This window comes from Vibrio sp. RC586 (assembly GCF_000176715.1).
GTDB lineage: Bacteria > Pseudomonadota > Gammaproteobacteria > Enterobacterales > Vibrionaceae > Vibrio.
This window is the reverse complement of sequence record NZ_ADBD01000010.1, coordinates 461,402-486,500: the sequence shown is the minus strand read 5'-3', so window position 1 is coordinate 486,500 and position 25,099 is coordinate 461,402. Positions and strand designations below refer to the sequence as shown.

20 protein-coding genes, 1 pseudogene and 1 riboswitch are annotated in these 25,099 nt (G+C 47.0%); of the genes and pseudogenes, 5 read left to right on the top strand and 16 right to left on the bottom strand.

Annotated elements, in window-relative coordinates; genetic code table 11:
- Positions 1-51: 51 nt before the first annotated feature.
- The 4 genes from VOA_RS05840 to VOA_RS05855 form a co-directional block, all read right to left on the bottom strand.
- Positions 52-3,177, bottom strand: coding sequence for an efflux RND transporter permease subunit (locus VOA_RS05840; RefSeq protein WP_000622193.1), 3,126 nt, complete (start codon positions 3,175-3,177; stop codon positions 52-54).
- The gene (locus tag VOA_RS05845; RefSeq protein WP_000698122.1) at positions 3,174-4,883 is read right to left on the bottom strand and encodes an efflux RND transporter periplasmic adaptor subunit; all 1,710 of its coding nucleotides are present in this window, start codon (positions 4,881-4,883) and stop codon (positions 3,174-3,176) included. Before VOA_RS05845 ends, VOA_RS05840 begins: the two co-directional genes overlap by 4 nt.
- A gap of 4 nt (positions 4,884-4,887) precedes the next feature.
- Positions 4,888-6,267 (bottom strand): TolC family protein, encoded by a 1,380-nt coding sequence (locus VOA_RS05850; RefSeq protein WP_000804816.1) that lies wholly within the window; start codon positions 6,265-6,267, stop codon positions 4,888-4,890.
- A gap of 91 nt (positions 6,268-6,358) precedes the next feature.
- Positions 6,359-6,724, bottom strand: a complete 366-nt coding sequence (locus tag VOA_RS05855; protein ID WP_009732831.1) for a hypothetical protein — start codon at positions 6,722-6,724, stop codon at positions 6,359-6,361.
- A 189-nt stretch (positions 6,725-6,913) separates the two neighbouring features.
- On the opposite strand from VOA_RS05855, the gene VOA_RS05860 reads away from it, so the two are divergent.
- The gene (locus tag VOA_RS05860; protein WP_000129237.1) at positions 6,914-7,294 is read left to right on the top strand and encodes a hypothetical protein; all 381 of its coding nucleotides are present in this window, start codon (positions 6,914-6,916) and stop codon (positions 7,292-7,294) included.
- Positions 7,295-7,406: 112 nt separating this feature from the next.
- Here the strand turns inward: VOA_RS05860 and gbpA are convergent, their stop codons facing one another.
- Complete coding sequence (gbpA, locus tag VOA_RS05865; protein WP_000744643.1) at positions 7,407-8,864, bottom strand: N-acetylglucosamine-binding protein GbpA; 1,458 nt, start codon at positions 8,862-8,864, stop codon at positions 7,407-7,409.
- Between the two features lie 117 nt (positions 8,865-8,981).
- Positions 8,982-9,088: riboswitch (cyclic di-GMP riboswitch) on the bottom strand.
- A 401-nt stretch (positions 9,089-9,489) separates the two neighbouring features.
- Here gbpA and VOA_RS19635 point away from each other — a divergent pair.
- Positions 9,490-9,896 (top strand): annotated as a pseudogene (locus tag VOA_RS19635) (cryptochrome/photolyase family protein); the annotation flags it as partial.
- A 334-nt stretch (positions 9,897-10,230) separates the two neighbouring features.
- On the top strand, positions 10,231-10,902 hold the full coding sequence (locus VOA_RS05875; protein ID WP_001261549.1) for a MaoC family dehydratase: 672 nt from the start codon (positions 10,231-10,233) through the stop codon (positions 10,900-10,902).
- 94 nt (positions 10,903-10,996) lie between these two features.
- Here the strand turns inward: VOA_RS05875 and VOA_RS05880 are convergent, their stop codons facing one another.
- Positions 10,997-11,833 carry a phosphate ABC transporter substrate-binding protein gene (locus VOA_RS05880; protein ID WP_000285803.1) on the bottom strand — a complete coding sequence of 279 codons (837 nt, stop codon included), beginning with the start codon at positions 11,831-11,833 and terminating at the stop codon, positions 10,997-10,999.
- Between the two features lie 206 nt (positions 11,834-12,039).
- On the opposite strand from VOA_RS05880, the gene VOA_RS05885 reads away from it, so the two are divergent.
- Positions 12,040-12,393: a DUF3024 domain-containing protein gene (locus tag VOA_RS05885; protein ID WP_000636806.1), complete on the top strand. Its 354-nt coding sequence runs from the start codon at positions 12,040-12,042 to the stop codon at positions 12,391-12,393.
- Between the two features lie 107 nt (positions 12,394-12,500).
- On the opposite strand, the gene VOA_RS05890 is transcribed toward VOA_RS05885, so the two are convergent.
- The 10 genes from VOA_RS05890 to rnb form a co-directional block, all read right to left on the bottom strand.
- Positions 12,501-13,226: a 3-ketoacyl-ACP reductase FabG2 gene (locus VOA_RS05890; protein ID WP_000198310.1), complete on the bottom strand. Its 726-nt coding sequence runs from the start codon at positions 13,224-13,226 to the stop codon at positions 12,501-12,503.
- A complete protein-coding gene (locus VOA_RS05895; RefSeq protein WP_001292019.1) occupies positions 13,223-13,687 on the bottom strand; it encodes a hotdog family protein in 465 nt (154 codons plus the stop codon). Before VOA_RS05895 ends, VOA_RS05890 begins: the two co-directional genes overlap by 4 nt.
- The gene (locus VOA_RS05900; protein WP_000625512.1) at positions 13,680-14,867 is read right to left on the bottom strand and encodes a beta-ketoacyl-[acyl-carrier-protein] synthase family protein; all 1,188 of its coding nucleotides are present in this window, start codon (positions 14,865-14,867) and stop codon (positions 13,680-13,682) included. The genes VOA_RS05895 and VOA_RS05900 overlap by 8 nt, the downstream gene beginning before the upstream one ends.
- An 83-nt stretch (positions 14,868-14,950) precedes the next feature.
- On the bottom strand, positions 14,951-15,397 hold the full coding sequence (locus VOA_RS05905) for an acyl-CoA thioesterase (protein WP_001284152.1): 447 nt from the start codon (positions 15,395-15,397) through the stop codon (positions 14,951-14,953).
- A gap of 8 nt (positions 15,398-15,405) precedes the next feature.
- Positions 15,406-16,950 (bottom strand): HAL/PAL/TAL family ammonia-lyase, encoded by a 1,545-nt coding sequence (locus VOA_RS05910; protein ID WP_000211845.1) that lies wholly within the window; start codon positions 16,948-16,950, stop codon positions 15,406-15,408.
- A gap of 71 nt (positions 16,951-17,021) precedes the next feature.
- Positions 17,022-17,426 carry an ApeI family dehydratase gene (locus tag VOA_RS05915; RefSeq protein ID WP_032468324.1) on the bottom strand — a complete coding sequence of 135 codons (405 nt, stop codon included), beginning with the start codon at positions 17,424-17,426 and terminating at the stop codon, positions 17,022-17,024.
- A gap of 5 nt (positions 17,427-17,431) precedes the next feature.
- Positions 17,432-18,817 (bottom strand): AMP-binding protein, encoded by a 1,386-nt coding sequence (locus tag VOA_RS05920; RefSeq protein WP_000080823.1) that lies wholly within the window; start codon positions 18,815-18,817, stop codon positions 17,432-17,434.
- A gap of 198 nt (positions 18,818-19,015) precedes the next feature.
- Positions 19,016-19,276 carry a phosphopantetheine-binding protein gene (locus VOA_RS05925; RefSeq protein WP_000436652.1) on the bottom strand — a complete coding sequence of 87 codons (261 nt, stop codon included), beginning with the start codon at positions 19,274-19,276 and terminating at the stop codon, positions 19,016-19,018.
- Positions 19,277-19,588: 312 nt separating this feature from the next.
- Positions 19,589-20,284 (bottom strand): beta-ketoacyl synthase chain length factor, encoded by a 696-nt coding sequence (locus VOA_RS05930; protein ID WP_009732826.1) that lies wholly within the window; start codon positions 20,282-20,284, stop codon positions 19,589-19,591.
- 467 nt (positions 20,285-20,751) lie between these two features.
- Positions 20,752-22,776 (bottom strand): exoribonuclease II, encoded by a 2,025-nt coding sequence (rnb, locus tag VOA_RS05935; RefSeq protein WP_000484940.1) that lies wholly within the window; start codon positions 22,774-22,776, stop codon positions 20,752-20,754.
- A gap of 373 nt (positions 22,777-23,149) precedes the next feature.
- Here rnb and VOA_RS05940 point away from each other — a divergent pair, with 373 nt between their 5' ends.
- On the top strand, positions 23,150-25,081 hold the full coding sequence (locus tag VOA_RS05940; RefSeq protein WP_001154242.1) for a DEAD/DEAH box helicase: 1,932 nt from the start codon (positions 23,150-23,152) through the stop codon (positions 25,079-25,081).
- The last annotated feature ends 18 nt before the right edge of the window (positions 25,082-25,099 follow it).

The window sequence follows — 25,099 nt, the reverse complement described above, 5'->3', positions numbered from 1 at the left end:
TCGTTTTGTTTGATTTTTACGTTATTGAGCGGGGCGGTTTGCCCCGCGATCTTAGTGTTTTGGAAGCTCTTTGCTTTTCCAGAGTTTGAAAATGGCGGGCAACACGAGCAGAGTCAGCAAGAGTGCGGATGCCATGCCGCCAATCATTGGGGCTGCGATGCGTTGCATCACCTCCGATCCTGTACCTTCGCCATACATAATGGGGATAAGGCCAATGATCACCGTCAGAACCGTCATCATGACTGGGCGCACGCGTAAACCGGCCCCTTCACGAATAGCCTCAGTGAGATCTTTCATGCTCAGTGGCTGATGATTCTCTTCGGCATCCAACTTTTTGTAGTGCCATGCTTGGTTGAGGTAAACCAACATGATCACGCCAATTTCAACGGCAACCCCAGCAAGGGCAATGAAGCCAACGCCAACTGCAATCGATAAGTTATAGTTTAGGTAATGCATTAACCACAGGCCACCGACCATAGCGAGGGGAAGTGTCGCCATGATGATCAGCACTTCACCCACGCGTCGGAAGCTGAAGTAAAGCAGCAGCATGATGATGGCGAGCGTGATTGGCACCACGACACTTAAACGATCTTTGGCGCGTTCCATGTATTCATACTGACCAGACCAAGTCAGCGCATAACCAGCAGGCAGAACTAATTGTTCTGCGACAGTTTGCTGTGCTTCTTGCACGTAAGTCCCCAGATCGCGACCATCAATATCCACAAACACCCAGCCATTTGGGCGTGCGTTTTCGGTTTTGATCATCGGTGGGCCATCTTCATAGCGAATGTCGGCAACATCGGCTAGCGCAATACGCGCACCGTTCGGAGTGACGAGCGGTAAGTTTTGCAGTTTCACCACCGAATCACGGTAATCTTGCGGGTAGCGAACGTTGATTGGGTAACGCTCCAGTCCTTCAATGGTTTCACCCACATTCATACCACCGACAGCAGTGGAGATGACTTGCTGCACATCTTTAATGCTCAAGCCATAACGTGCGGCGGCGCGGCGTTTGATATCGATGGTCACGTAGCGTCCACCTGCCACACGTTCAGCGTAAACCGATGCGGTGCCTTGAACACCTTTCAGGATCGGTTCAAGTTGCGCGCCAATTTTTTCAATCTCCTTCAGCTCTGGGCCTGAGATTTTGATCCCGATGGGCGTCTTAATGCCAGTCGCAAGCATGTCGATACGTGTTTTAATCGGCATGACCCAAGCGTTGGTTAAGCCGGGGAACTGCACCAGATTATCAAACTCCTTACGCAGCGATTCGGTGGTGACACCTTCACGCCATTGATCACGAGGCTTTAACTGAATAACCGTTTCAATCATGGTGAGCGGCGCAGGGTCGGTGGCGGAATCCGCACGGCCAATTTTTCCCCATACCGTTTGTACTTCCGGCACAGTTTTGATCAGCTTATTGGTTTGTTGCAGCAACTCACGCGCTTTACCTACCGAGATGCCCGGATAACTGGTAGGCATGTACATCAAATCGCCTTCATCCAGTGGTGGAATAAACTCACTGCCGAGTTGACTGGTGGGGTAATAAGCCGACACCATCAAACCCAAGGCCAACACAATCATTGACTTAGGGTATTTCAGGCTGAGGTTCAAAAGCGGGCGATACAGAGCAACTAAACCACGGTTGACTGGGTTTTTATGCTCTGAAAGCACTTTCCCGCGGATGAAATACCCCATCAGTACCGGCACTAAAGTAATGGCTAGACCTGCTGCCGCCGCCATCGCGTAGGTTTTGGTGAAGGCGAGGGGAGAGAACATTTTCCCTTCTTGCCCCTCCAGAGCAAACACAGGCACAAAGCTTAAGGTGATGATCAGCAACGAGAAAAACAGTGGCGCGCCGACTTCTTCTGCCGCTTTGCCAATCACTTGCCAGCGGTTTTTGTCCGTGAGTGGCGTTCGCTCAATATGCTTGTGAACGTTTTCGATCATCACGATCGCACCATCCACCATCGCACCGATCGCAATCGCAATCCCCCCCAGTGACATGATGTTGGCGTTGATACCTTGCCAATGCATAACGATAAAGGCGGAAAGAATGCCGACAGGCAGACTCAGCGCGATCACCAAGGAAGAACGGATGTGGAACAGAAACAGCGCGCAGACAATCGCTACGACGATGAACTCTTCCGCCAGCTTCTTCCAAAGGTTCTCAACCGCAGCATTGATTAACGTTGAGCGATCATAGGTGGAGACGATTTCTACCCCTTCCGGCAAGCTGCGTTGCAGTTCTGCCAACTTGGCTTTGACGTTGTCGATCACCTGACTGGCGTTTTCACCAAAACGCATCACGATGACGCCGCCTACCGCTTCACCTTCGCCGTTAAACTCGGAAATGCCACGGCGCATTTGTGGACCGATGTTGATGTCAGCAATATCGCCCAGCAGCAGTGGTGTGCCTTTATCGGTCACTTTAAGTGGCAGTGATTGAATATCTTCAATGCTGGTTAAGTAACCCGTGGTGCGCACCATGTGCTCCGCTTCGGCGACCTCAATAACTGATGCGCCGGTTTCTTGGTTACCGTTTTGGATCGCCATGTTGACTTGCTGCAAAGTCAGGTTGTACGCGCGCAGTTTTGCCGGATCGATCTGCACTTGATACTGCTTGACCATGCCGCCAACGGTCGCGATTTCCGAAACTCCTTCCACCGTTTGCAGTTCGTATTTTAAGAACCAATCTTGCAGGCTTCTGAGTTGGGCTAAATCATGCTTGCCGGTTTTATCTTGCAACACATAGCTGTAAATCCAGCCCACCCCAGTGGCATCTGGGCCCAATGTCGGTTTAGCATTGGCAGGCAGTTTTGGGGCAACTTGGCTTAAATATTCCAACACGCGCGAACGTGCCCAGTACATGTCGGTTTTATCATTGAAAATGATGTAAACGTACGAATCGCCAAAGAACGAGTAGCCGCGAACGGTTTCTGCCCCCGGCACCGCTAACATGGCGGTCGTCAGCGGGTAGGTGACTTGATCTTCTACCACTTGCGGTGCTTGTCCGGGATAGCTAGTTTTGATGATGACTTGCACATCCGACAGGTCCGGCAACGCATCCACCGGCGTCATTTTCACACTATAAAGACCACCCAAGGTGAGAAAAAGGGTAGCGATGAGCACGAGAAATCGGTTGTTGAGAGACCAACGAATAATGGCTGAGATCATTGTTGACCTCCGATGGCTTCCAGTTGTTTCAGTGAATATTCAGAGCCATTTTTAGCCACTAGAAATCGGACTTTCTGGCCCTCTTCAAAGCCGGAAAGGTTGATGTTATCGCCCACGGAAAAGTTGATTTGACCTGCATCCCAGCTCCATTCAGCAACCGGGAGGTGTGATAGCGTCACCATGCCGAACTCGGCCATTAAGGTTTGTATATCTCCTTTGAGCCAGACTTCTGCCGCGATTTGCGAGTCGCTGGCTTTAACATCAATGATCTCATATTGGCCGGAGTCGTTTTTCTGCATTTCAAACTCAATTGGCTGACCTTTTTTCAGTCCGCTCAGATCAACGCTTTTAGCAACATTGAAGTTCATGGTCATGGCAGGCCAATTCCATTGAGAAACCGGTTGATGGCTGATGGTTAACATGCCGTGATTGGCCATCACATCGGTAATTTCACCTTTGGCCCATGCAGTTTCTGCTGGGGTTTCAACACCATTGATGCGCGAAAGATCCGCCGTTTGGCTTGATTCTGAATCGAGCATGAAATGCGCGGAGGTGACGATGCGATCGGTTTGCGTTAAGCCTTGCAGCACTTCGATTTTGTCATCCGCCTCGCGGCCAATTTCAATACGCGCTGAGCGATATTTGCCTTCGCCTTCTGCCAGTACCACACGAGTCATCCCACCTGAGCGGATCACGGCCGATTTCGGCACCGTAAGCACTTTGGAATCACTCACTGGCTGCAAGGTGATATTGGCAAACATATTGGGCTTGAGTTCGCCATTCGGGTTGGCAAATTTCAGGCGCATTCTGAGTGTGCGCGTTTTAGGGTCAAGAATGGGGTAAACATAATCCACTTTGCCTTGCCACTCTTGGCCGGGAAGGGCATCCAAAGTCATGCTGGCTTGGCTACCTTTGTTTAACCAGTGAGCTTGGCGCTCAAACACTTCGGCATCCACCCACACTTCGTTGAGTGGGCCTGCGCTGATCACGGCTTGCGCTGGAGATAAATATCCCCCTTCACGAATATTCAGGCTGGCAATCACGCCGTTGGCTAACGCTTTCACTTCGATGGTTTGGGAAGCTTTGCCACGACGAATCACTTGATTGATCTGCTCACGGTCGACGCCAAGTGAGCTGAGCCTTTCGGTTGCCCCTTTGACCAGACCCTCACGACCGGTTCGCACCGCGTTCAACAACTCTTCTTGTGCTTTTACCAACTCGGGAGAGTAGAGGGTAAACAGCACATCGCCTTTTTTCACTTGCTCGCCCACCGCGTTGATGTAGAGCTTTTCTACCCAACCGGAAACGCGCACGTTGGTTTGCCAAAGTTGGCTTTCGTCAAACGCGATATAACCTACAGTTTCAATACGAGGTGACAATTTGCTGAGTTCGACCTGTGTCGTTTTCACGCCCAGATTATTTTCGACCGCCGGATCGATTTTCACTGTGCCCGGTTTGTCATTACGGCTCGCTAAATCTTCGGCATAAACTGGGATCAAATCCATCCCCATCGGTGATTTGCCCGGTTTATCGCGTTTGTAATTCGGGTCCATCGGTGCAACCCAATAAAGTGGCTCATTCCCCCCTTTACTGTCTGCAGTGGAAGCCATCGCACTCATATCGTGGCTATTGAAGTATTGGTTAGCCGCAAAGCCCAGAGTGCCGCCAATCAGTAAAGCAATGGTTGTGGTTTTTAATATTTTCATGAGGTTATTCCTTGGCAGATGAGCGACGACTAGATTCAGCATTCAGTTCAGGTTGGGTGACGGAGTAATCAAACCCGCCAAGCAACATGGCTAAATTACTGCTGACTTGGTTGTAGTCAGTGATGAGGCGCTGCCATTCCAATTCGACAGCCAGTTCATCACGAGTGGCGGTAATCACATCATTGAACTGCGAAGTATTGTTTTGATAGCCACGTTCCACTGCTTTGGTGCGTGCTTTGGCTTGATCAAGCAAAGTGGTTTTGTAACGTTCGAGGCGTTGCTCAAGATTGGTACGGTCAACCAATAGGGCATTGACCTTGGCATTCATCTGCGCAAGGAGCAGATCTTTTTGCGATTTGGCAGCCCCCACTTGATATTGCGCAGCGGCATGGTTGCGATCTTGGCGATTCCCCGTAAATAACGGGATGTCCATCGTTAAATAGGCGCTCACCAGATCGGAAGCGGGTTCTCCCTTCATGTTGTTGGCTTGGCGATAGGCGTACATCACTTCCACCCCAAATTGTGGCGTGTACGATTGCTCGGCCAATTCCACTTGAGTTTGGTTCACCGCAATATTGGCATCGGCCATACGCACCATAGGGTGCTGTGCCAAGAGTGGGAAATACTTGCCTGATGACGTGGTTTCGAGCAAATCATCCAGCTTTTGCCAATCCAACTGATTACTGGTTTTCAACTGAACTTGATTGGAGAGCCATTCACTGCCCAACCATTCGGACATTTGTGAGAGAAGTCGACGCTGCATTTGCTGGTTCGCTTGCAGTTTTTCTTCTAACTGGCTGACTTGCAGTTGAGCATTCAGCAGATCTTGCGCTTCATTTTTACCGATGGAGTAGTTGGTGCTGATGAAGCTTTCTAGCTCGCGCATTAAGCGCTGATTTTCACGCAACACACGTTCCGCCTGTTGCTGATAACCCAACTCCAACCAGAGTTGAGTGATACCGTTGGCGACTTCGCGCTCCCGATTTTCGACTTGCAAAGCCATACCATCGGCTTGTTGTGAGGCTTTTTTGCCTTGCAAATCTAAGGTATCGCCGCGCTCAAATTGTTGCATTAAACCAACGGAAATATTGGTCATCGCATCTTCATCAAATTTGAAGCTATCGACCGGCAAACCACCAAAACCGACTTTGAGTTTGGGGTCCATGAGGGTAGTCGCGGCAACGCCGGTTTCTCGCATGGCTTGGGATTGGGCATAAAACTGCTTACGGCTTGCATCGTTGGCGAGCGCTTGTTCAATAAGCAGAGTCAAAGGATCGCTTTGGGACAGTAACTGCCCTGAAGAAGTCGCAGAAGACTGCGCCATCACAGGTGTTACGACCAGAGCGGAAACGCTGATACACAGCGCCAATAGGCTCGGTTTCATTTTTTCTAATCCAATCTGCACGTCAAAAAAGACGTGAAAACACACGTCACGGCTCACAGGAGCACAGTGACACGACGAATTTGTGATTGAATTAAGCTATTGGAGGTCGATAGAGGGATTGCTGCCTTTGCACCACGGATTTGGCGGATTCATAGGGAATCAAAGCCAGTTGGTATTGTGCAGGTAGGCTATAGGCGGTTTGCGGTAAAAACGCGAACACACTCACGCATGCAGCGGTACAACAGTTATGGATCGAGGGAGCATCACTCATGCAATGGTTTGAACTTTCCTCCATTGAGGAGTGGCTCATCGGCATGGAGTGAGACATTTGGCTGCTATCCATCATCACGCAACCGGAAGGTGCTTCAGCTTCAGATTGGTGAACGGAGGCACTGATCATTTGCCAAGTCATTAAAGGCGCGCTTGAAGCAATACTGGAGCTCAGCATGGTAAACATGCTGATGATGGAGATCCAGAATATGCGAAGAGGAGATAAGCGCATTTTGTGCCTTGAATGAAAAACTTAGCCGTAATTTAAAGCTTTACCCTAGGGTAAGGTCAAGTGATGTTTTGGGTATATTGAGATAGTATTTTGCGAGAAATCGCGCATAATCCTGCTATTCAACACTCAAAGAAGAGATGACCTATGACTGATTTTCAATATTACTTTCATCAACTTCCTTGTTTTGACTGTAAAAAAACCACAGTAAGCACGGATCTGGGCTGGTTAACGGCAGCAATGAAAGAGGATGTATTAGCACAAGTGGCAGAGCTGATTGCACAAGACAACGTTGAGCCAGATCTTTCCGTGAACATAACTTGTACTAAAGAAGAAGCGCGCGATTACTTATTGCTGAATTTCTACGGTTACTCAGAAGAAGAACTGGCAAATCAAGTAGAAGCGGAAGATGAGCAAGAAGTCGTGGATGAAATCGCTGAACTTGTGGCAGAAGGCAATGGCGCGATTGTTTTTGAACACGAAATCGCTCTGCAAAGCTGTACTGATTGCGAAATGGATGAAGAGTAAAACAGATTTAATCCAGTGACTTTCTGTGCGGGTGGCGATGAGATTTTTCTCTAGCTCAAATAAAAAATCCCTCAGTGTTGGCTGAGGGATTTTGTGTTTTAGGGAGGGGAAATTAGAGTTTATCCCACGCCATTTCCCAATGGCTGCCTGTACCCGGTTGGTACTGAGTGGTATTGGTTGTCCATTGTTGACAGTAGCCAGAGTATGGCCATGGCTTACATTGGTAGATTGCGCCATCCGAACCTAGCACTTTGGTGCCAGCAACATACTCTTTCAAACCGTTAGGGAAGGCAAAGTCATAGTCACCTGGTGTTGGTGGGGTTTGTGGCTCAACCAACATAAAATCAAGAGTTTGCTGATCTTGCAGATTGCCATCGCGATCTTTGATACGAGAAACCAGCATGTGGTGCCCCGCTTTGGCTTCACTCAGTTCTAAGGTTACTGATTTCAGCTCGCCATCCGTCATCGCTTGAGTCCAGCTCGCTAGTGGTTTTTGGTGGTGGTTATAAACCGTCAGTTCTGCGGTCATTTCACCTTGTGCTTCTAGTGTCAGGTCAAGTTGAACAGGCTGCTCGCCAATTTCATATTCTTTCGCTAGACCTGAAACCGTCAGTGAATACTCAGGCTGTGGCGCTTCAATTTGGTAGCCAATTTCAACACGTTTCAAACCGCTGCCTTCTTTCAGGTAAATCGGGTTAGTGCCGTAAACTGGAACAAATTGATCGCCATTAAGCTGACCAGCTCGTTGCTGTTTTTGCGTTTGGTTAATTTTAGTCGCCAGAGCGTAAGACCATTGATTAGCTTGGGTTAGCATCTCAGAGTCGATTTTCAGCTCGGTACGGTAAGCTGGGTTTTCTCCGGTTGCATCAAATACTCGTGTGTACACGGTATCGCCAATGCTGAGATCCATGCTTGGAATGATTTGTCCGGCTTGGTTCCAATCTGGTAACACAGGGCCGTTACCATCAAATTTTACATCAATCACGTTATAGAAAGAGGCCGCAGTATCGCCCACATCCCATACCGCGAGGATGACTTGGTAACCTTCACGTTCTGGCACAATACATTCGTGGCTAACACGTTTCGGTGGTTGCACCATATTGCCTTCCACCACGCAGAATGGATTCAGATCAAAAGAATCGCGTGACAAAGCTTGGTTTGGGTTCCAGTTTGGCTTGGTGATGTAGTATTTCCAGTCTTTAGTGACGTGGTTAGCGGTAAATGTCCACTCAAAAGTTTGTGGACCTGCTTGGATTGGGCGTTTTACCCAACGGTCGGCGGTTTGTTCATCTAGTGCTGCGGCCAATGCCGATTCGGCACTGGCAATTTTGCCATCACGAGGGCCAGCGACTGGGAAGCCATCAGGGCCTTCCACACTTTGTGGTTCGTACTGAATACCACCACAGTTGGTATTTTTTTCTCCAGTTCCATTGGCGGCAAATTTACATAAAGTAGCTCGTCCCTCGGCAATGCCGTTTTCCACTGAAGAGACATAGCCGTGTCCATAGGCTAATCCACTGATACCGGAAAGGATCAGCGCGATAGCGGTCATTTTAGGTTGTTTTTTCATCACAGACTCTTTTTTGTTAGCTGACATAGTTTGACTGACAGATCGTCAGACGTAGTTCAGAGCTAATCTGAACTTTGGCACATTCAGCAACGCATAAGACAAAGCGGCGTAAGCCGAATTGGCAACCCCGCTATCATAGGTTTAAGAGGGCTTTATGAGCTTTCTTGACCGACAGACCGGAAGCTTTGCGTCCCATTTTTTCAAATGGTTTGCCGAAGTGTGACCGAAAGCAAATTTACTTAAGGTCAGAGGAGAAAGCGAAGTCATTACTAGGTTTGTGGAATGAAGCTCTCACGCTTAATTTTTAGAGTAAAATAACTAATATCTAAATGAAATAACTCACATTTATTTCATTTGAAATCCATATGCCATGCTTGTATTTGTTATTGCATATTGTCAATGGCTCACTGATCCAAATTGGGTGCCAGACGTAAATTCAGGCTAATAGCTTGAAGCACATCCTACAAAGTTCGCTCTTAACTTTACAAGAAGCACCATACACCATCCGGTTGCTCGATTGATATTGGGGATCAACTCAATCATGCTCACTCTGAAACGGCTATTGAAACTTATCGTGTTGCTCAAGGTGGATCTACTTAGCTCAAATAGAAGATTTTGCGCGGTAAATTTGGGGCTTCTGACTGAGTGCAATCCGGATCAAGTCGATGCATGGTACTTAGGGATTTATATTGATGCGATTGAATGGGTGGATCTTCCGTATACTCGTGGTATGGCGTTATTTGCGGATGGCGGTTTAATTGCCACGAAACCTTATGCCGCGAGCGGCTCTTACATCAAAAAATGAGTGCTTACTGCACTTCGTGTTTCTATCAGGTTGAACAGAAATCAGGTGAGAATGTCTGCCCACTGAGTTCACTCTATTGGCGCTTTATGCTCAAACATCGTGACTGACTCGCTAACAATCCTCCAACTGGGATGCTATATAAAACATGGGATAAGATGAAAAGTAGCGATCAACAGGTGATTTTAGTAACCGCCGAAGCATACATTAACCAGCTTGAAACTTTGTAACACAGGCCGAGCCAAGCCAATAAATCACAATTCGGCGCAATATTTGCTTGGTATTTTCAGTCAGAAGTTGGATTTCAAGCCCGAGCTTGGGCGGTTTGCCCCATGACAAGGTGAGCGTAAAGCTAACGCTTCGACAAAATAGTATAAAGAAATGGTGTGTTTGCTCTAATGAGTGAAAGGCTAATAAAATAATGTTTTATTGATAATGCATTGTTTTTATAGGTGTTTATGACTTACAGGTTACGCATGTACGCCCGAAAGTCATTGCAGCTTACTGTGAAGTACTTCAAAATTAGGGCGTTTCTATTTCTTCTTGGTTAAGAATGAGGTTTTGATGAGAGTCGCTGATCTACTAAAGCATCGAGCTGAAAACTTGGTTAAGCACACTGAATTTAAACAGTGGGTGTCTCCGTCTGTGCGCGAGTACTGGGATGACATTTTGCACAAAACCAATCGTCGCCCACTGTTTGCGTGGGTGAAAGATCTGCACCTGCCTGCCAATGAAGAAACGCCGATTCCGGAACCGATTGTGCTCAAACCGGAAGCTCAGGCTTTGTATGATCGACTGCAAACCCAAGTGGGGGAAGTGATCCACACTGGAGACTGGTTGCTGGTCGATCAAGAGCGTATCAATCAATTTGGTATGGTGACTGAAGACATGCAGTGGATCCATACCAATCCAGAGCGTGCGGAATCAGAGTCGCCGTTCAAAACAACGATCGCCCACGGCTTTTTAACTTTGGCCCTGTTGCCTCGTTTGACGGACAGTGTTGATGAAGAGAAATCGCTGTTTCCTACCGCAAAAATGGTAGTGAATATCGGCCTCAACTCTGTACGCTTCCCTTATCCAGTGAAATCGGGCAACCGAGTACGTGCTGTGAGCACGTTATCGAAGGTGACACCAATCAAGAAAGGTCTTGAGATCGAGCGTGAAATCAAGGTTGAGATCGAAGGCGTTCGTCGCCCTGGTTGTGTTGTGGTTTCGGTGATTCAACTGCATTTCTAATGTGCTTATATTTGAAAGCGAAGAATAAAAACGAAGATTAAAGACAAGGAGAGTTAATTTAATACTCTCCTTGCTTGTTTATGGCAGAACCCAATTAATCGATATCATTGGGCATAATATACCCATATTCAACGATCAGCTTCTTGGCGCGATCTGATTTCACAAACTGAATAAATCGTTGGGTGTCAGTATCCGCTTTGTCTGAGTAGTGCAGAATCAAAAACGGGCGAGAAAGCTGGTAACTGTGTTTTGCTATGTTGTCGGCTGTCGGATCGGTTTTCTCAAATTGCAGTGGTTTGACCGATTTATCGACTGAACCAATCGAAATAAAGCCAATTGCTTGGGTGTTGTGGTTAACCAGAGTTTTCATCATGCTGTTACTGTTAACCACTAACACGGAAGGGCTGATATCAGAAACTTGACGATCTTTGATCACTTTAGTCAGCCCCAGTAGGCTTTCGAAGCTATAGCGAGTGCCGGAAGAAGCTTCACGAGTTACGACAGCAATTTTTTGGTCATTACCGCCTACTTGTTTCCAGTTCGTTACCTGTCCTCTGTAGATTCCGTAGAGTTGTTCACGCGTTAAGTTGCCGACCGGATTGGCTTGGTTAACCACAGCAGCAATTCCATCATAGGCGAGGATAAAACTGTTTAAATTATCTTCTTCTTCACTTTCGGTAAGATAGCGCGAACTCATTGCAATATCGGCTACTCCTTTCTTAAGTAGGGTAATTCCTGCTGTTGTCCCCACTCCTTGTACTGCCACGAAAGATTCGGGGTGGGTCTTGTTATACTCTTCAGCCAGTACATCCATGATTCTGGCAACAGAAGTTGAGCCTGAAACGGTAATTTCACTTGCTTGCGCAGAAGAAGTCATCGCAGAGATGGAGAAGAAAAGTGCGCAAACGGCGGCAAGTGCCTTCCTATACATAAAGTCGCTCCCATAATGTAAAAAAATCCTGTGCAGTATGCCTGAAACGTATGACAAAAATGTGAATGAGTTCCTCGGTTTAGTTTTTGATTTGTGAAGTCTGCAAGGAATGTGGCTATTGCTTATACTCAAATGACACTAAGATCATGGAATCGATTTCTACAGATAGCCATACTGAGTAAATCTAATTACCCGCGAGGTTAAAAATGATTGTCAACCTTCTACAGCGACAGCTTGAACGCCGTGCCGAGTTACTCTGCATGAGCCGCAATCAGAGCGTGCCTGCTGAGTTAGGCAAATCTAGCTTTGAACCAATTGAAAATGGCGTTCTGTTTTCTTTGTGTCATTACAAGCTTGATTCGTCCCATTGTGATTATGAAAGTCTGGTGGCAAAGATCATTTGGGAAGAGGCATCAAAACAGTGGGCGCTCTATGTTTATGATGAAAAGCTAGCGAATAGCGAACCTTGGATCCCTTATCCTTTTTTAGCACGCAGTGAGGATTTAACCGCCATGATGCGTGAAGTGGAAAAAGACCCAAAAGCCTATTTCTGGGGTTAGCTTCAAGAGACGAAATCACAATCAGGTATTCTTGAATGCCTGATTAGAAAGCTCAAAATTGCTGACATGAGATTGAGGGAGAAGCCGCTGAGGTTCTCCCTTTCTATTTATATCAATCCACCGTTGACGGATATGACTTGCCGCGTTATATAGCCTGCAATATCGGACATTAAATAGCTTACAAGCCCTGCAACTTCTTCCGGTTGCCCCATTCGAAGCAGCGGAATTTTCGGCAGCGCGTGCTCTTTAACCTGTTCATCGACTATGCCGGTATCTATCAAGCCGGGAGCTACACAGTTAACGGTGATTTTGCGTTTGGCCAATTCAAGTGCCAATGATTTGGTTGCCCCTATCACTCCCGCTTTGGCCGCAGCATAGTTGGTTTGTCCTCGATTTCCCATTAGTCCTGAAACGGAGGCTAGCGTAACAATTCGCCCACCTTGGCGTTTTTGCACCATTGGCATCACACAGGGGTGTAGTACGTTGTAGAAGCTATCTAGATTGGTGTGGATGACGCCATCCCAGTCTTGTTCACTCATCGCTGGAAAAGCGGTATCACGAGTGATACCAGCGTTGTTCACTACGCCATAATAAGCACCGTGATTGGCGATGTCTGTCTCAATTTGCTGGCGACACTGTATTCGGTTGCTAATGTCAAACTGAAGTAAACGACCTGTTCCGCCGTTGTGTTCTATGTTTGCTAATGTCTGTTCTGCCCCCGCTTTATCACCCATGTAATGAACAATAATAGAAAAACCATCTTTGGCTAACTGAATGGCTATCGCTCGGCCAATGCCTTTACTTGCTCCTGTCACTAACACTTGCCTTGTCATACTTGGCTCCTGATTTTCATCGAGGTTAACTTTTCTTCGTTGGGTAGATAAACATTGAATTGGCATTGCGCAAGGGTGTGACCAGCATGCCCGATATGACCGCTAAACACGGCCATACCGCCTTCTTCTAAGATTTTTTCCGCGAACACGTCCAAGGTTTGCCCTTGCGAGAAAACGTGGCATTGCGTGTGGTAGCGGCGGCAGCCAAGTAGAAAACCAATGGGGGGGAGCGCACCATTTTTTCGTGCATGATAGCCTGACCATGCAGCAATAGATTGCGCCATAAACTCAATACCAATATAAGCGGGAATACTCTGGCTATCAGCCGAAAAAAACAGATTATGTTCACCAACATCCACTTGGCAGTGAATACGAGTTGGGAACACCTCCATGATGCGGTCGATCAAAATCATCGGTGCATCATGGGGGAGTAGACTAGCAATATCCGCCAATTCACTCATGGGCATACCCGAATATCAGACTGATGTTGTTGCCACCAAAAGCAAAGGAGTTGCTCAAAATGGCTTTGTTGCCTAATTTACAAGGTGCTTCGACTAAGCTCACTTGAATATCTGGTGCTTTGTTGCGGCAGCCTTGCTGAGGCAGGTTTAAATCGTATTTTAAGATGTGCCAAGCAATGGCAGCTTCAACAGCGCTTGCTGCTCCGAGTGTGTGGCCAGTTAGGTGTTTGGTTGAGCTTACTGGCACTTGGTCGCCAAACACGCGATAGATGGCTTTACTTTCCATACTGTCATTGAGTGGCGTTGCGGTACCGTGTGCATTGATGTAACCAATGTCTTGCTCTGTCAGATGTGCATCCTTGAGTGCATTACGCATCGCTTCTTCTGCGCCGTGTCCTTCGGGATGTGGTGCAGAAATATGGTATGCATCAGAGCTGTCACCGCTGCCGAGCAGGGCAATGTCACTCTTTTCTAAGCTCAGTAACATAAAGGCTGCGGCTTCACCGAGATTTATCCCATTACGGTCTGCACTAAACGGTTGGCAATGTTCACTGGAAAGTGCTTCAAGCCCATTGAAGCCATTAAGGGTCAGGCGGCATAGGGTATCTACGCCACCGATAATTACCGCATCGGCCATTCCTGCTAACAGCAGTCGTTTCGCAGAAATAAACACTCGCCCACTGGAAGAGCAAGCGGTTGAGATGGTGTAGCAAGGTCCGGTTAGCTCAAAATAATCTGCAATAAATTGGCTGATGTTACCCAGTTCTTGTTTACAGTAATGGTAACTTTCAGGAAAAGCACTCTGTTCCATTTTTACTTGATAGGCGTTTTCACCATCGGCAATGCCTGAGGTACTTGAACCAATAATCACGGCGATGCGGTGGTGGCCAAAGCGCTGTTTAGCTTCTTCTATCTGAGGAATAATTTGTGTCACAGCAGACAGCGCCAAACGATTGTTGTGAGTGTCGTAGTTCGCCGGTTTAATGGGCACTGCAGGTAATGGCTGAGTCACTCTGCCAACGATAGTGCTAGTTCCGCTATTGAGCAGGGAAGCTTCAACTTGTATCTGCTCGTTGCGATTTTGCTCTAGGCATTGGTGGACCTGCTCTGGAGTTGAGCCGAGCGCCGAGTGAAAGCCACAGCCATGAATAAAAACAGGTTGATAAGATTGCGAAATCATAGGCTTATACCATTATGGTTGTGTGATTCGGGGATTCCGTGTCTGGATCCACAGTGGTTGAATATACGCGAGTTTTTGTCGGGTCAGCATGGATAAACGCCATGCTGATGCCATTGAGAGATACGCTCAATCAAAACCGAGGGAGAGGCGAAACGCATCACTTGATCCTCCATTCCCACCGCAACTTGTGTGGTATGGCCTTGTGCCATGCGTTGCCCTGTTTTGGCATCGCTAATCACATATTGCACGCGCAAGCGGTTCTCCCATTCGGTCAAACAGGCTTTAATACAAATTTCATGGTTATAAGGAATGGCACGAACATACTTCACCTGAACATCAATTACTGGCCAGAGAAAGCCAGAGTCTGACATCTTCCGATAGCCATAATCGATTTTTTCCATCATGGCTCGGCGAGCCTCTTCGAAGAAGCGAAAATAGTTGCCGTGATAAATCACACCCATGGGATCGGCATCTTGAAACGAAGTGACGAGAGTCACTTGCGCTTCTAGTGGATAAAGTATGTTCGCCATATGACCTCTTAGTAGAGTGACCAGTGGCGCTGCTGAATGCGAGCGATGAAGTGACGCAGATCTTTCTCTAATGGACGATCTTCGCTGACAAAATCAAACTCTTCCCAAACATTGGCACACATAGCTTGCAGCGGTGCACTCAACTGTTGTTGGTTTAACTCATTACGACGATGGCGAATTTCAATCGCTTGCGTTGCAGCTAACAGAGAAGCTGCAGCGACTTGTTCGGTTAACTCCAAAACACGTAAACAATCGCGAGCGGCAATGGTGCCCATGCTAACTTTGTCTTGGTTATGGCACTCGGTGGAACGTGAAAATACGCTTGCAGGCATGGTGTGCTTTAATGCTTCTGCCGTCCAAGCTGAGATGCCGATTTGTACCGCTTTGAAGCCGTGGTTGATAGGTTTGCGGCTTCCTTCAGCACCACTGAGGTTAAATGGCAAGCCGTTATTGAATTTGTAGTCCATGAGCTGTGCCATTTGGCGATCTAACAGGTCGGCCAAATTAGCGATGGCGGTTTTCAGTGTATCCATGGCCATTGCGATATGGCCGCCGTAAAAGTGACCACCATGCAGAACACGTTCGTTATCACCATCGATGATTGGGTTGTCGTTAGCGCTGTTGAGCTCATTTTCAATCAGCTGACGTAACCAAGGCAGTGCATCTTGCACCATGCCGATCACATGAGGAGCGCAGCGCAACGAGTAACGATCTTGTAAGCGGTCGCTATTCATGGGGGGGCGTTCAGCTTGTAAATCAGAGCGTAGCCAAGCGGCAACTTTCTGCTGACCAGGGTGTGGTTTAACGGCAAACAGAGCTTCATCAAAATGAAAGTCATTACCTTGCATCGCCACTGAAACCATGGCGGTGATCTTGGTGCTGAGTTGGGTTAAATACTCGGCACGCTTATAGGCAAGGCAAGCTAGTGCTGTCATCACTGATGTCCCATTCATCAGGGCAAGACCTTCTTTTGGGCGCAGCTTTATGGGTTCTATGCCTAGTTCAGCAAATACCTCTGCAGTAGGTCTTTCTTCACCTCGGTAGAGAACATCACGCTCACCAATTAAAGTCGCCGCCAGATAGGAGAGTGGCGTAAGGTCACCACTTGCGCCGACCGACCCTTCTTCAGGAATGCGCGGTGCAATATCGTAGTTAATCAAGGTCACGATTTGGCTCAGAAGTTCGTGGCTAACACCCGAAACACCTTGTGCAAGAGAACAAAGGCGAGTGGCCAATACGGCTCTCGCCTGCTCATGGGTTAAGACTTTACCCAGACCACATCCGTGAAAGCGGGTGAGATGGAGTGGGAGGTCTTCGACTAATTGTGCTGGAATAGCAACGGTACAAGAGTCGCCATAACCAGTGGTGACACCGTATATCACGCCTTCATCCTTAAGCAGTTTTTCTAAGAAAGCGACACCGCGATCAATTTTTGCGGTGAACTCAGCGGATGGGTTTAAGCTCGCCTTCGCTCCTTGAGCGATTGCGCTGACGTCTTCAATCGTCAGCCGACCTTGGCCAAAGGTAATGTTATTTACGGTTTGCGTAGTCATAGTGTTGTTCTGTCCGATTCCCATAGTCGAAAAAGTGATGCCGCTACAAAGGGGCAGTTGTGTTTAGATTGTTAAAGTCTCTGGTTGCTGTTGGTGATGTTGGCTAATTGCACCTTGCCTGAAGAGTGCGCGATGAGTTGACCATCGCGCTCAGAATGGTAGGCAAAGTGTAATTTGAGTTTTTCGGCATCCCACTTTAGGTGCAGAGCAATTTCTGCATCAGGCAGAATTGGCTCTTGAAATTTAATCACCTCCATCCCCTGAAATGTGCTAGGAACATGCAGAATGTCTTGAGCATAGAAAATGGCCCAATCAATTTGAGTGACACCAGGCAAAAGTGGGAATTGAGAAAAATGCCCAGAGAAATCCAGAATGTCGTGATCGGCGCGCAGCCGTAGTGTGGCTTCCGCAGTCGATGATGTTTCAGTGGAATTGATGACAACAGAGAGCACCGTTGGTTTTCTTTTTATAGCCATAACGTTTAATTCACGGATAAAGGAGGTGTTTGGAAACATTGTTCGATTTCTCTGCTAAGCCGCTTACCTTGGCTATTGAGTGGAATGTGCGATACCACACGGAAACGACGTGGCACTGCAATCGGCTCTAACCATTGGCGAAGCTCATTGCGTAGGTGTAACCAGAATTTTCCGTTGCCAATTTGTGTGGCCAGTTGTTCCCCTTCTGGGCTCAAAACCAGCACTGAGGCCAGAATTAAGCGATCCTCTTCTTGTAACGGGATAACGGCACATTCTGTAATCCATGGCAGTTGTTCGAGACGTTTTTCCACTTCAGTAAGAGAGATGCGCTTTTCCTCTAACTTGATGACGCGATCGGTGCGTCCTTTGAGAATAAATTGTCGGTCATTCAACAATTCACATTGGTCGGCCGTTTGATACCAGTGGTGTGGGTCAATATGTGGTGAGAGCAAACACAAACAGTGCTCTTCATTAAGTTGTATCGTGATACCGGGAAAAACGGACCAAGGTTGAGTTGGGTAGAACTGTTGTCGGTAGGCAATCCCCCCTGTTTCTGTACTGCCATACACTTCCATAGGCCACTGGCCAAAGAGCTGATAAGCATGATGTGCCGCCTCCTGAGTCAGCGGTCCACCTGAAGAGAAAACCGCCGCAAAAGGTGCGTGCTGGTACTGTGTGGCCAAACGTTTGAGCAGAGCAGGACTGCTGATCAAAATGATATTTTTGCCAGCATGCGTAATCAGTTGTTCTGGAAATTCGAGATTGAAGCGCGCGAAAGGATGGCCAGCACACAAAGGCCAGAGCAATCGAAACAGTAAGCCGTAAATATGTTGATGAGAGACGGTACTTTCAAATCGACAGGGCTGAAAATTATGTCCAAACAACTGCTGCAGAATGTTGATTTCAGTCTCGAGTTGTTGAAATGTTTTGCGGATCGCTTTCGGTGCACCACTGGAGCCGGAGGTAAATAGGATCAAGTCGATGGTATTGATATCGAACGCTAAACCATCAGGGACAGGGTACCGTTCATCGGACTTAATCAACAGATGTTCGAGAGAAATGGAGTGAGCTATCTCTTGGTCGCACAGTAAAAGATCAAATTCCGAGCTTAGCTCCGTTAGCGCCGCAGGTTGGTAGTTGCTTGGGAGGACTAATGATTTTTGGCTGTAGGCGATAGCAAAAAATCCCACGGCAAATAAGTAACTGTCAGAGCTACATAGGGCGATGTGTTGTGCTGCATGAGCACGGATGCGTTTTCCAAGGGTGCTGACATCAGCAGAAAATTGCGACCAATGGATCTCTTTCTCCGCACTAAACGCAACAATATGATCGTAAGTTCGACCAACCATAAATAGTGCTGACAAAGAAAGATATTGTGGAAGTTGGCTCATATCGTGTTCAGTCCCTGTGAACCCATTGATGCATGATTCATTTACCAATCAAGAAGAATCTGTTGCTACTTACTCCCCAGTAACCGGTTAGACCAAGTGGAGTGAGGATACAAAGTTCGAATTTGCAACGTTGGGATATCGATACAGAGAGTGATCACTACGTTGCAAAATAACAACAGATCCTGAATGGTCTATGGGTTAAAGCATGTTTTGTGAAGAAACATAACTTGCCAATTTAGCGACCGAGGCAAAGTGTTGACGAGTGTTGTTATCATCAGCATCAATAACAATGTTGTATTTCTTTTTGAGTGCCAAACCAAGCTCTAACGCATCAATAGAATCCAATCCAAGTCCATCACCAAATAAAGGGGATTCAGTTTCAATATCGTCAATCGTGATATCTTCAAGATTGAGTGAGTCTATGATGAGTTGTTTGATTTCGTTGTGTAGCTGTTCCATTTTTACCAACCTAAAGTTTTGATTAGAAATAAATATTAATAGATGAAGTTATTTTGTAGTTTGGATTCAATGTTGATACTAAATAATGAGTATTAGCTCAATATATCTTTAATATAAGTTTATCCATTAAAAGATATAGTTTGTTTGACCATACTGGATAAATAGCCTTATTCATAGTATGTGATTCACAGTATTGAAAATGCTAGTTTCCGATAGAGTACCCCATATAGTTGCCTTAACAAAATAGTCAAATTCAATTAATTGCGAGGCAAGTAACATATAAAGAAACAAGGTTGATTATTTATAATTAACTCATTTTCTAACGAGTGTTTCTCCATCTGATAATAGCTGTTTTAAAAATTGTAAAGCTTGTGGTTGCGTGTTTTTATTCTTCGGTTCTGCCGCTGTTGACCAATGAATAGGTTCTTCACTCAGAGTGAGGATTAATCCCAATGCGTAAGCACGATAGGTTTGATATTCATACTGCTGATAATCCTCTGGTAGGGTTTCATCAAAATCGAGCAGTAGCACTTTTGCGCCCGGATTCTGTTGTAAAAAGCCGTAAGCTTCGATGAGTGCGCTGTGGAATGTATTCTCACCAGCTGAAATGGAGGTTAATGGGATCGCTTTTTGGGTTGCAATCGTAGTTAATCCTGCGGCCGTGTTGTGCACAGTTTGAGAAAATGCCATTGGTGATGCTTCCTGTCCTAGCAATATCTCCTTGATCAGTATATTGCTGCGGTGCAGCTCCCCGTGCCGGCTAGAGAAGACTAAATAATCAACCCGTGTTTGGTTAAGCAGTTCACTTGCGGTTTGAACGGCATGCTTGCTAACCTCACTCATCCTACGTCGCATCATTGCGGGAATATGATGAAATGAGCATTCTAGATCGTCTGGATAACGATCCGTCACTGCCCATTCCTTCCATGCTTCTTGGCTATTTAGACCTGCGGAGTTTGCATACCAGTTTTCTATATTTAATTTGATTGGATAAGATGAATTTAACATAGGTTTTATAGGATCCAATGACGTGTATAATTGTGTTCTGTTAATTTATCATGATGAAGCTATACCTCTATAGAGAAAGCTTCATTATCGATTAATTGATGATCTTGTTAATTTAATATGAGTGATTGTCACCAATAGCTTAAAAGAAGATTAACGTTATTAGCACCGATATTCAAAATAAAAAATCAAAATCGCGATAGAGTTATCAGCAATAAGTTAGTGCTGAGAGCATGATTTTCACCATTTTAAATGAGGTGTTATTGATAACATCGAAGAGTGAAAGAGGTTTATTCATCAGGATTTTAAATAAGCATGGATATTAAATAAGTACGGATATTAAATAAGGTCTTTATGCGGATGATAATTGTATTGCTACGGAACATGCGGTTAAGTAGCTTGATCAAATGGGTAAACAAAAGGGCGATGGATAATCCATCGCCCTGTGACACAGTCAAAGCTGATTAAGCTTAAGCTTGTTCTGCTGGCTTATCGATATCGATTGTCGCTTCAGAAGTCTCTACTGTTAGATCGGCAAACACTTGCGTTGGCTTACCCACTAAACTGCGGTTTTCTTGATTCACTTCAGCAAGAACGATTTCCAGTACATCACCGAGTTTGTACACCACTTCTTTATCAATCGACACCGTACCGTCTTCACCATTACACTCAATACGCTCTTTGTTATCGAGGATCAGAGATCCTGGAATAAAGGCCATTGCGCCGTTTTCGAGTAAGCGAACACGCATACCAGGGCGGTTGATATCAAAGATCTCGGCTTGGAAGCGAGTTTCTTTCGCTGGCTCATCGGCCAGTGTGCGAGCATAGAGCCAATCTGCCACATTACGTTCGGCAATTTTGTGGTGCTTACGATGCAGTGCAAGTTCTTCACCAACAGTCTCATCCGGCGTCTGCACAGGGGCTTTGCCCAGAATGTGTGCTTTCAGCAGACGGTGGTTAATCATGTCGCCGTATTTACGAATCGGTGAAGTCCAAGTCGCGTACACATCAAGACCCATCGCGAAGTGGGGGAGAGGCTGGTTGCCAATCTCACTGTAGCTCTGGTACTTACGAATACGGTTATCGAGGTAGCTAGTTTCTTGTGTTGCCAGCCAGCGGCGCAGGGCGGCAAAGCCTTCCACCGTCGCCAGTGTTTCAGCATCGGCATTCGGTGCACCGTGTGCTGCCATCAGCTCCACCACATCGGCCATTTTCTCGGCTTTGAAACCAGCATGGGTATTGAAGACACCCAAACCGAACGTTGCTTGCAGTGTTTTACCCGCACAGATGTTCGCAGTGATCATCGATTCTTCGACCAAACGGTTAGCAGTGCGGCGCATGTCCGCATGGATCGCCACCACATCGTTATCCGCGCTCAGTTCGAAGCGGTAGTCTGGACGATCTGGGAACACCACGGCATGGTTTTCACGCCAGTTCGCACGTGCTTGTGAGAAGGCATAGAGATCACGCACCACTTGGGCGATTTCTTCGCTTGGTTGCCATTGCTCCGAGCTGCCAGTTTCCAACCAGTCAGAAACATGGTCGTAAACCAGACGTGCATGTGATTTGATGTTGGCTGAGAAGAAGCGAATATCATCGCCAATCACGCCATCTTTACTGATAGTGACTGAGCAGCAGAGCGCTGGACGAACTTGGTTTTCCATTAGTGAACAAAGCTCATCAGCTAGATCACGCGGCAACATGGGAATGTTGCGACCCGGCAAATAAATGGTAAAGCCACGCTCGCGTGCCACTTTATCCATTTCATCTTCTGGTGTGATGTAAGCGGTTGGGTCTGCAATCGCGATGGTTAGCGCAAAATCACCGTTAGGCAATTGTTGTGCGTACAACGCATCATCCATATCTTTGGTGGATTCACCATCGATCGTCACAAAAGGCAGGGCGGTCAGATCTTCACGAACCAAGTCGGCATCATCTTTCAGTTGCCAGTCGTCAATGCCGGCTGGTTCGCTGTTAGGCAGATCGTTTTCCGCGAGTGTTACCCACCAAGGTGCAATTTTGTCATTGGCATCGGTAATTTTGTGTGAGATTTGCGCGAAGAAGCCGTCGTCACCTTTAAGAGGGTGGCGGACAAGATTAGCGACCACCCAGTCACCTTCTTGGAAGTCAGCTTCGTTGAGGCCTTTTTGGGTTTTTGCCTTAAGCGACATTTTTTTCAGTTGTGGATGATCGGGCGCAACGTTCAGTTTGCCTTTAAATAGCTTTACGCGGCCAATGAAACGAGTCAGTGATTGTTCGATAAGCTCAGAAGGCTCTGCAACTTCACGTTCATTTTCGGTGCGGATGAAAGCCACGACTTTGTCGCCATGCATACACTTCTTCATATAAGGTGGCGGAACAAAGTAGCTGGTTTTGTTATCGACTTCGAGGAAACCAAAACCTTTGTCACTGGCTTTGATGGTGCCTTCTTTTTTAGGCAGAGTTTCTTGGATTTTTTGCTTAAGCTGCGCGAGGAGCGGATTGTCTTGGAACATCTTTTTTATCTAACCGTTTAAGTTGGGCACACTATAATCATTGAGGGACTGGATTACTACCGAAAACGTGAGTTCGAGCATCGTTGGCTGTTTATTTATTCGCTGAAATTGTCAGCAAATTTGGTGTTTTGAAGGGTTTTTTCGGTCAATGAGGCGTCATTTTTCCTTTGCTAAGAAAATTTTGTGATGAAATTCAATTTTTCCTAGCTTTTTTTATGCATTTAAGGAATAATCCGCGTCCCTTATATGTCCCTAGCGGCTTGATGCGTTTTAATACTTATCCGCATCTGAACGGACTCAGCAATTCATTGGATTGGTTGGAAATGGTAGAGCACGTGGGACCTTGGTTATTTCTTCATTTAGTGGGATCCCCATGCAAGATACTGCAATTCAATTCAGTGATTTAGCACTGAACAGCGCCATCCTTTCTGCCCTAACTGAAATGGGCTTTGTATCACCTACACCTATCCAAGCAGCAGCGATTCCTGTTCTGCTCGAAGGTCGTGATGCATTGGGTAAAGCGCAAACAGGTACGGGTAAAACAGCGGCATTCTCACTGCCTCTGCTGAACAAACTTAATCTATCTCAACACAAGCCACAAGCTATCGTTATGGCGCCAACGCGTGAGCTGGCGATTCAGGTAGCGGCTGAGATCAAAAACCTTGGCCAAAACATCAAAGGCCTGAAGGTTCTTGAAATCTACGGTGGTGCTTCAATTCTTGATCAAATGCGCGCTCTGAAATCTGGCGCTCACATTGTTGTGGGTACTCCGGGCCGCGTAAAAGATCTGATCACTCGTGATCGTCTACACCTAGACGAATGTCATACTTTCATCCTTGATGAAGCAGACGAAATGCTCAAAATGGGCTTCGTTGATGACGTTACTTGGATCATGGAGCAAGCTCCAGAATCAGCACAACGCGTACTGTTCTCTGCAACTATGCCTCCAATGGTAAAAGAGATCGTTGAGCGTTTCCTACGTAACCCAGAATGTGTTGACGTAGCCGGTTCTAACCAAACTGTGGCTAAAGTTGAGCAACAATACTGGGTAGTAAAAGGTGTAGAGAAAGATGAAGCGATGGCTCGTCTGCTTGAAACCGAAGAAACCGATGCTTCTATCGTATTCGTACGTACTCGTCAGGATACTGAGCGTCTAGCGGATTGGCTGTGTGCACGTGGCTTTAAAGCGGCTGCTCTGCACGGTGATATCCCTCAGTCTCTGCGTGAGCGCACCGTTGATCATATCAAGCAAGGTGTGATTGATATTCTGGTTGCGACCGACGTAGTAGCACGTGGTCTTGACGTTCCACGTATCACTCACGTATTTAACTACGACATCCCGTTTGATGTTGAATCATACATCCATCGTATCGGCCGTACTGGTCGTGCTGGACGTAAAGGTAAGGCGATCCTGCTGGTTCGTACTAACCAAATTCGCATGCTGCGCACTATCGAGCGTGTCACTCGTTCTTCTATGGAAGAGATCCAACTGCCGCACCGCGATAAAGTGGCTGAATCTCGTCTGACTAAGCTGGGTCAAGAACTGGCAGCAGATAAAGAGTTCAGCTCACTGGAGCGTTTCGCTGAGTTGGTTGAAAAACTGCAAGCGTCACTGGAAATCGATGCAACAACTTTGGCAGCAATCCTGCTGAAACGTCAGCAAGGTAAGCGTCCTCTATTTTATGTTGGTGCTGATCCAATGATCGAAGCGATGGAGCGTGAAAAATCACGTCGTCGTGAGCGTCGTGATGACCGTCGTGATGGTGATCGTCCTGCTCGCCGTGAATTCGGTGGCCGTGATCAAGAGAACCACGATTGGGATACTTACCAACTGCAAGTTGGCCGTGACCAAGGCGTTCAAGTGAAAGACATCGTGGGTGCACTCGCAAACGAACTGGGTCTAACTAAAGGTTCTATCGGTGCGATCAAACTGGCTCAAGGCCATACGTTTGTTCAGCTGCCAAAAGCGATGTCGAGCGACGTTTCTAACAAGCTACGTAAACTGCGCATTCGCCAAAAAGAAGTCGGCGCAGTTGTGTGTGACTTTGATGATTTCCGCGAATCTCGTGGTGGTGCCCGCCGTGAAGGTGGCCCACGTCGTGACGGTGGTCGTCGTCCAGAAGGCAACCGTGAAGGCGGTTTCCGTGGTGGTCGAGAAGGCGGCCGCGAAGGTGGTCGTGGCCGTGGTGGCGAAGGCCGTTCTTTCCGCGAAGGTGAGCGTCGTTTCGATCGCAACCGCAGTGGTGAGAGCAGTGGTAGCTACCGTGGTGAGCGTGGTCATAGCCGTCGTCGCGAAGAAGCATAATTCACTGATGTGATTTGA

Coding starts and splice junctions, on each gene's coding strand:
- VOA_RS05905 (WP_001284152.1), bottom strand. CDS start 15,397: ATGGCGAACATACTTTATCCACTAGAAGCGCAAGTGACTCTCGTCACT.
- VOA_RS05925 (WP_000436652.1), bottom strand. CDS start 19,276: ATGGAACAGCTACACAACGAAATCAAACAACTCATCATAGACTCACTC.
- VOA_RS05900 (WP_000625512.1), bottom strand. CDS start 14,867: ATGATTTCGCAATCTTATCAACCTGTTTTTATTCATGGCTGTGGCTTT.
- VOA_RS05920 (WP_000080823.1), bottom strand. CDS start 18,817: ATGAGCCAACTTCCACAATATCTTTCTTTGTCAGCACTATTTATGGTT.
- VOA_RS05895 (WP_001292019.1), bottom strand. CDS start 13,687: ATGAGTGAATTGGCGGATATTGCTAGTCTACTCCCCCATGATGCACCG.
- VOA_RS05875 (WP_001261549.1), top strand. CDS start 10,231: ATGAGAGTCGCTGATCTACTAAAGCATCGAGCTGAAAACTTGGTTAAG.
- VOA_RS05885 (WP_000636806.1), top strand. CDS start 12,040: ATGATTGTCAACCTTCTACAGCGACAGCTTGAACGCCGTGCCGAGTTA.
- gbpA (WP_000744643.1), bottom strand. CDS start 8,864: ATGAAAAAACAACCTAAAATGACCGCTATCGCGCTGATCCTTTCCGGT.
- VOA_RS05855 (WP_009732831.1), bottom strand. CDS start 6,724: ATGTTTACCATGCTGAGCTCCAGTATTGCTTCAAGCGCGCCTTTAATG.
- VOA_RS05850 (WP_000804816.1), bottom strand. CDS start 6,267: ATGAAACCGAGCCTATTGGCGCTGTGTATCAGCGTTTCCGCTCTGGTC.
- VOA_RS05860 (WP_000129237.1), top strand. CDS start 6,914: ATGACTGATTTTCAATATTACTTTCATCAACTTCCTTGTTTTGACTGT.
- VOA_RS05845 (WP_000698122.1), bottom strand. CDS start 4,883: ATGAAAATATTAAAAACCACAACCATTGCTTTACTGATTGGCGGCACT.
- VOA_RS05890 (WP_000198310.1), bottom strand. CDS start 13,226: ATGACAAGGCAAGTGTTAGTGACAGGAGCAAGTAAAGGCATTGGCCGA.
- VOA_RS05910 (WP_000211845.1), bottom strand. CDS start 16,950: ATGACTACGCAAACCGTAAATAACATTACCTTTGGCCAAGGTCGGCTG.
- VOA_RS05940 (WP_001154242.1), top strand. CDS start 23,150: ATGCAAGATACTGCAATTCAATTCAGTGATTTAGCACTGAACAGCGCC.
- VOA_RS05915 (WP_032468324.1), bottom strand. CDS start 17,426: ATGGCTATAAAAAGAAAACCAACGGTGCTCTCTGTTGTCATCAATTCC.
- VOA_RS05880 (WP_000285803.1), bottom strand. CDS start 11,833: ATGTATAGGAAGGCACTTGCCGCCGTTTGCGCACTTTTCTTCTCCATC.
- rnb (WP_000484940.1), bottom strand. CDS start 22,776: ATGTTCCAAGACAATCCGCTCCTCGCGCAGCTTAAGCAAAAAATCCAA.
- VOA_RS05840 (WP_000622193.1), bottom strand. CDS start 3,177: ATGATCTCAGCCATTATTCGTTGGTCTCTCAACAACCGATTTCTCGTG.
- VOA_RS05930 (WP_009732826.1), bottom strand. CDS start 20,284: ATGTTAAATTCATCTTATCCAATCAAATTAAATATAGAAAACTGGTAT.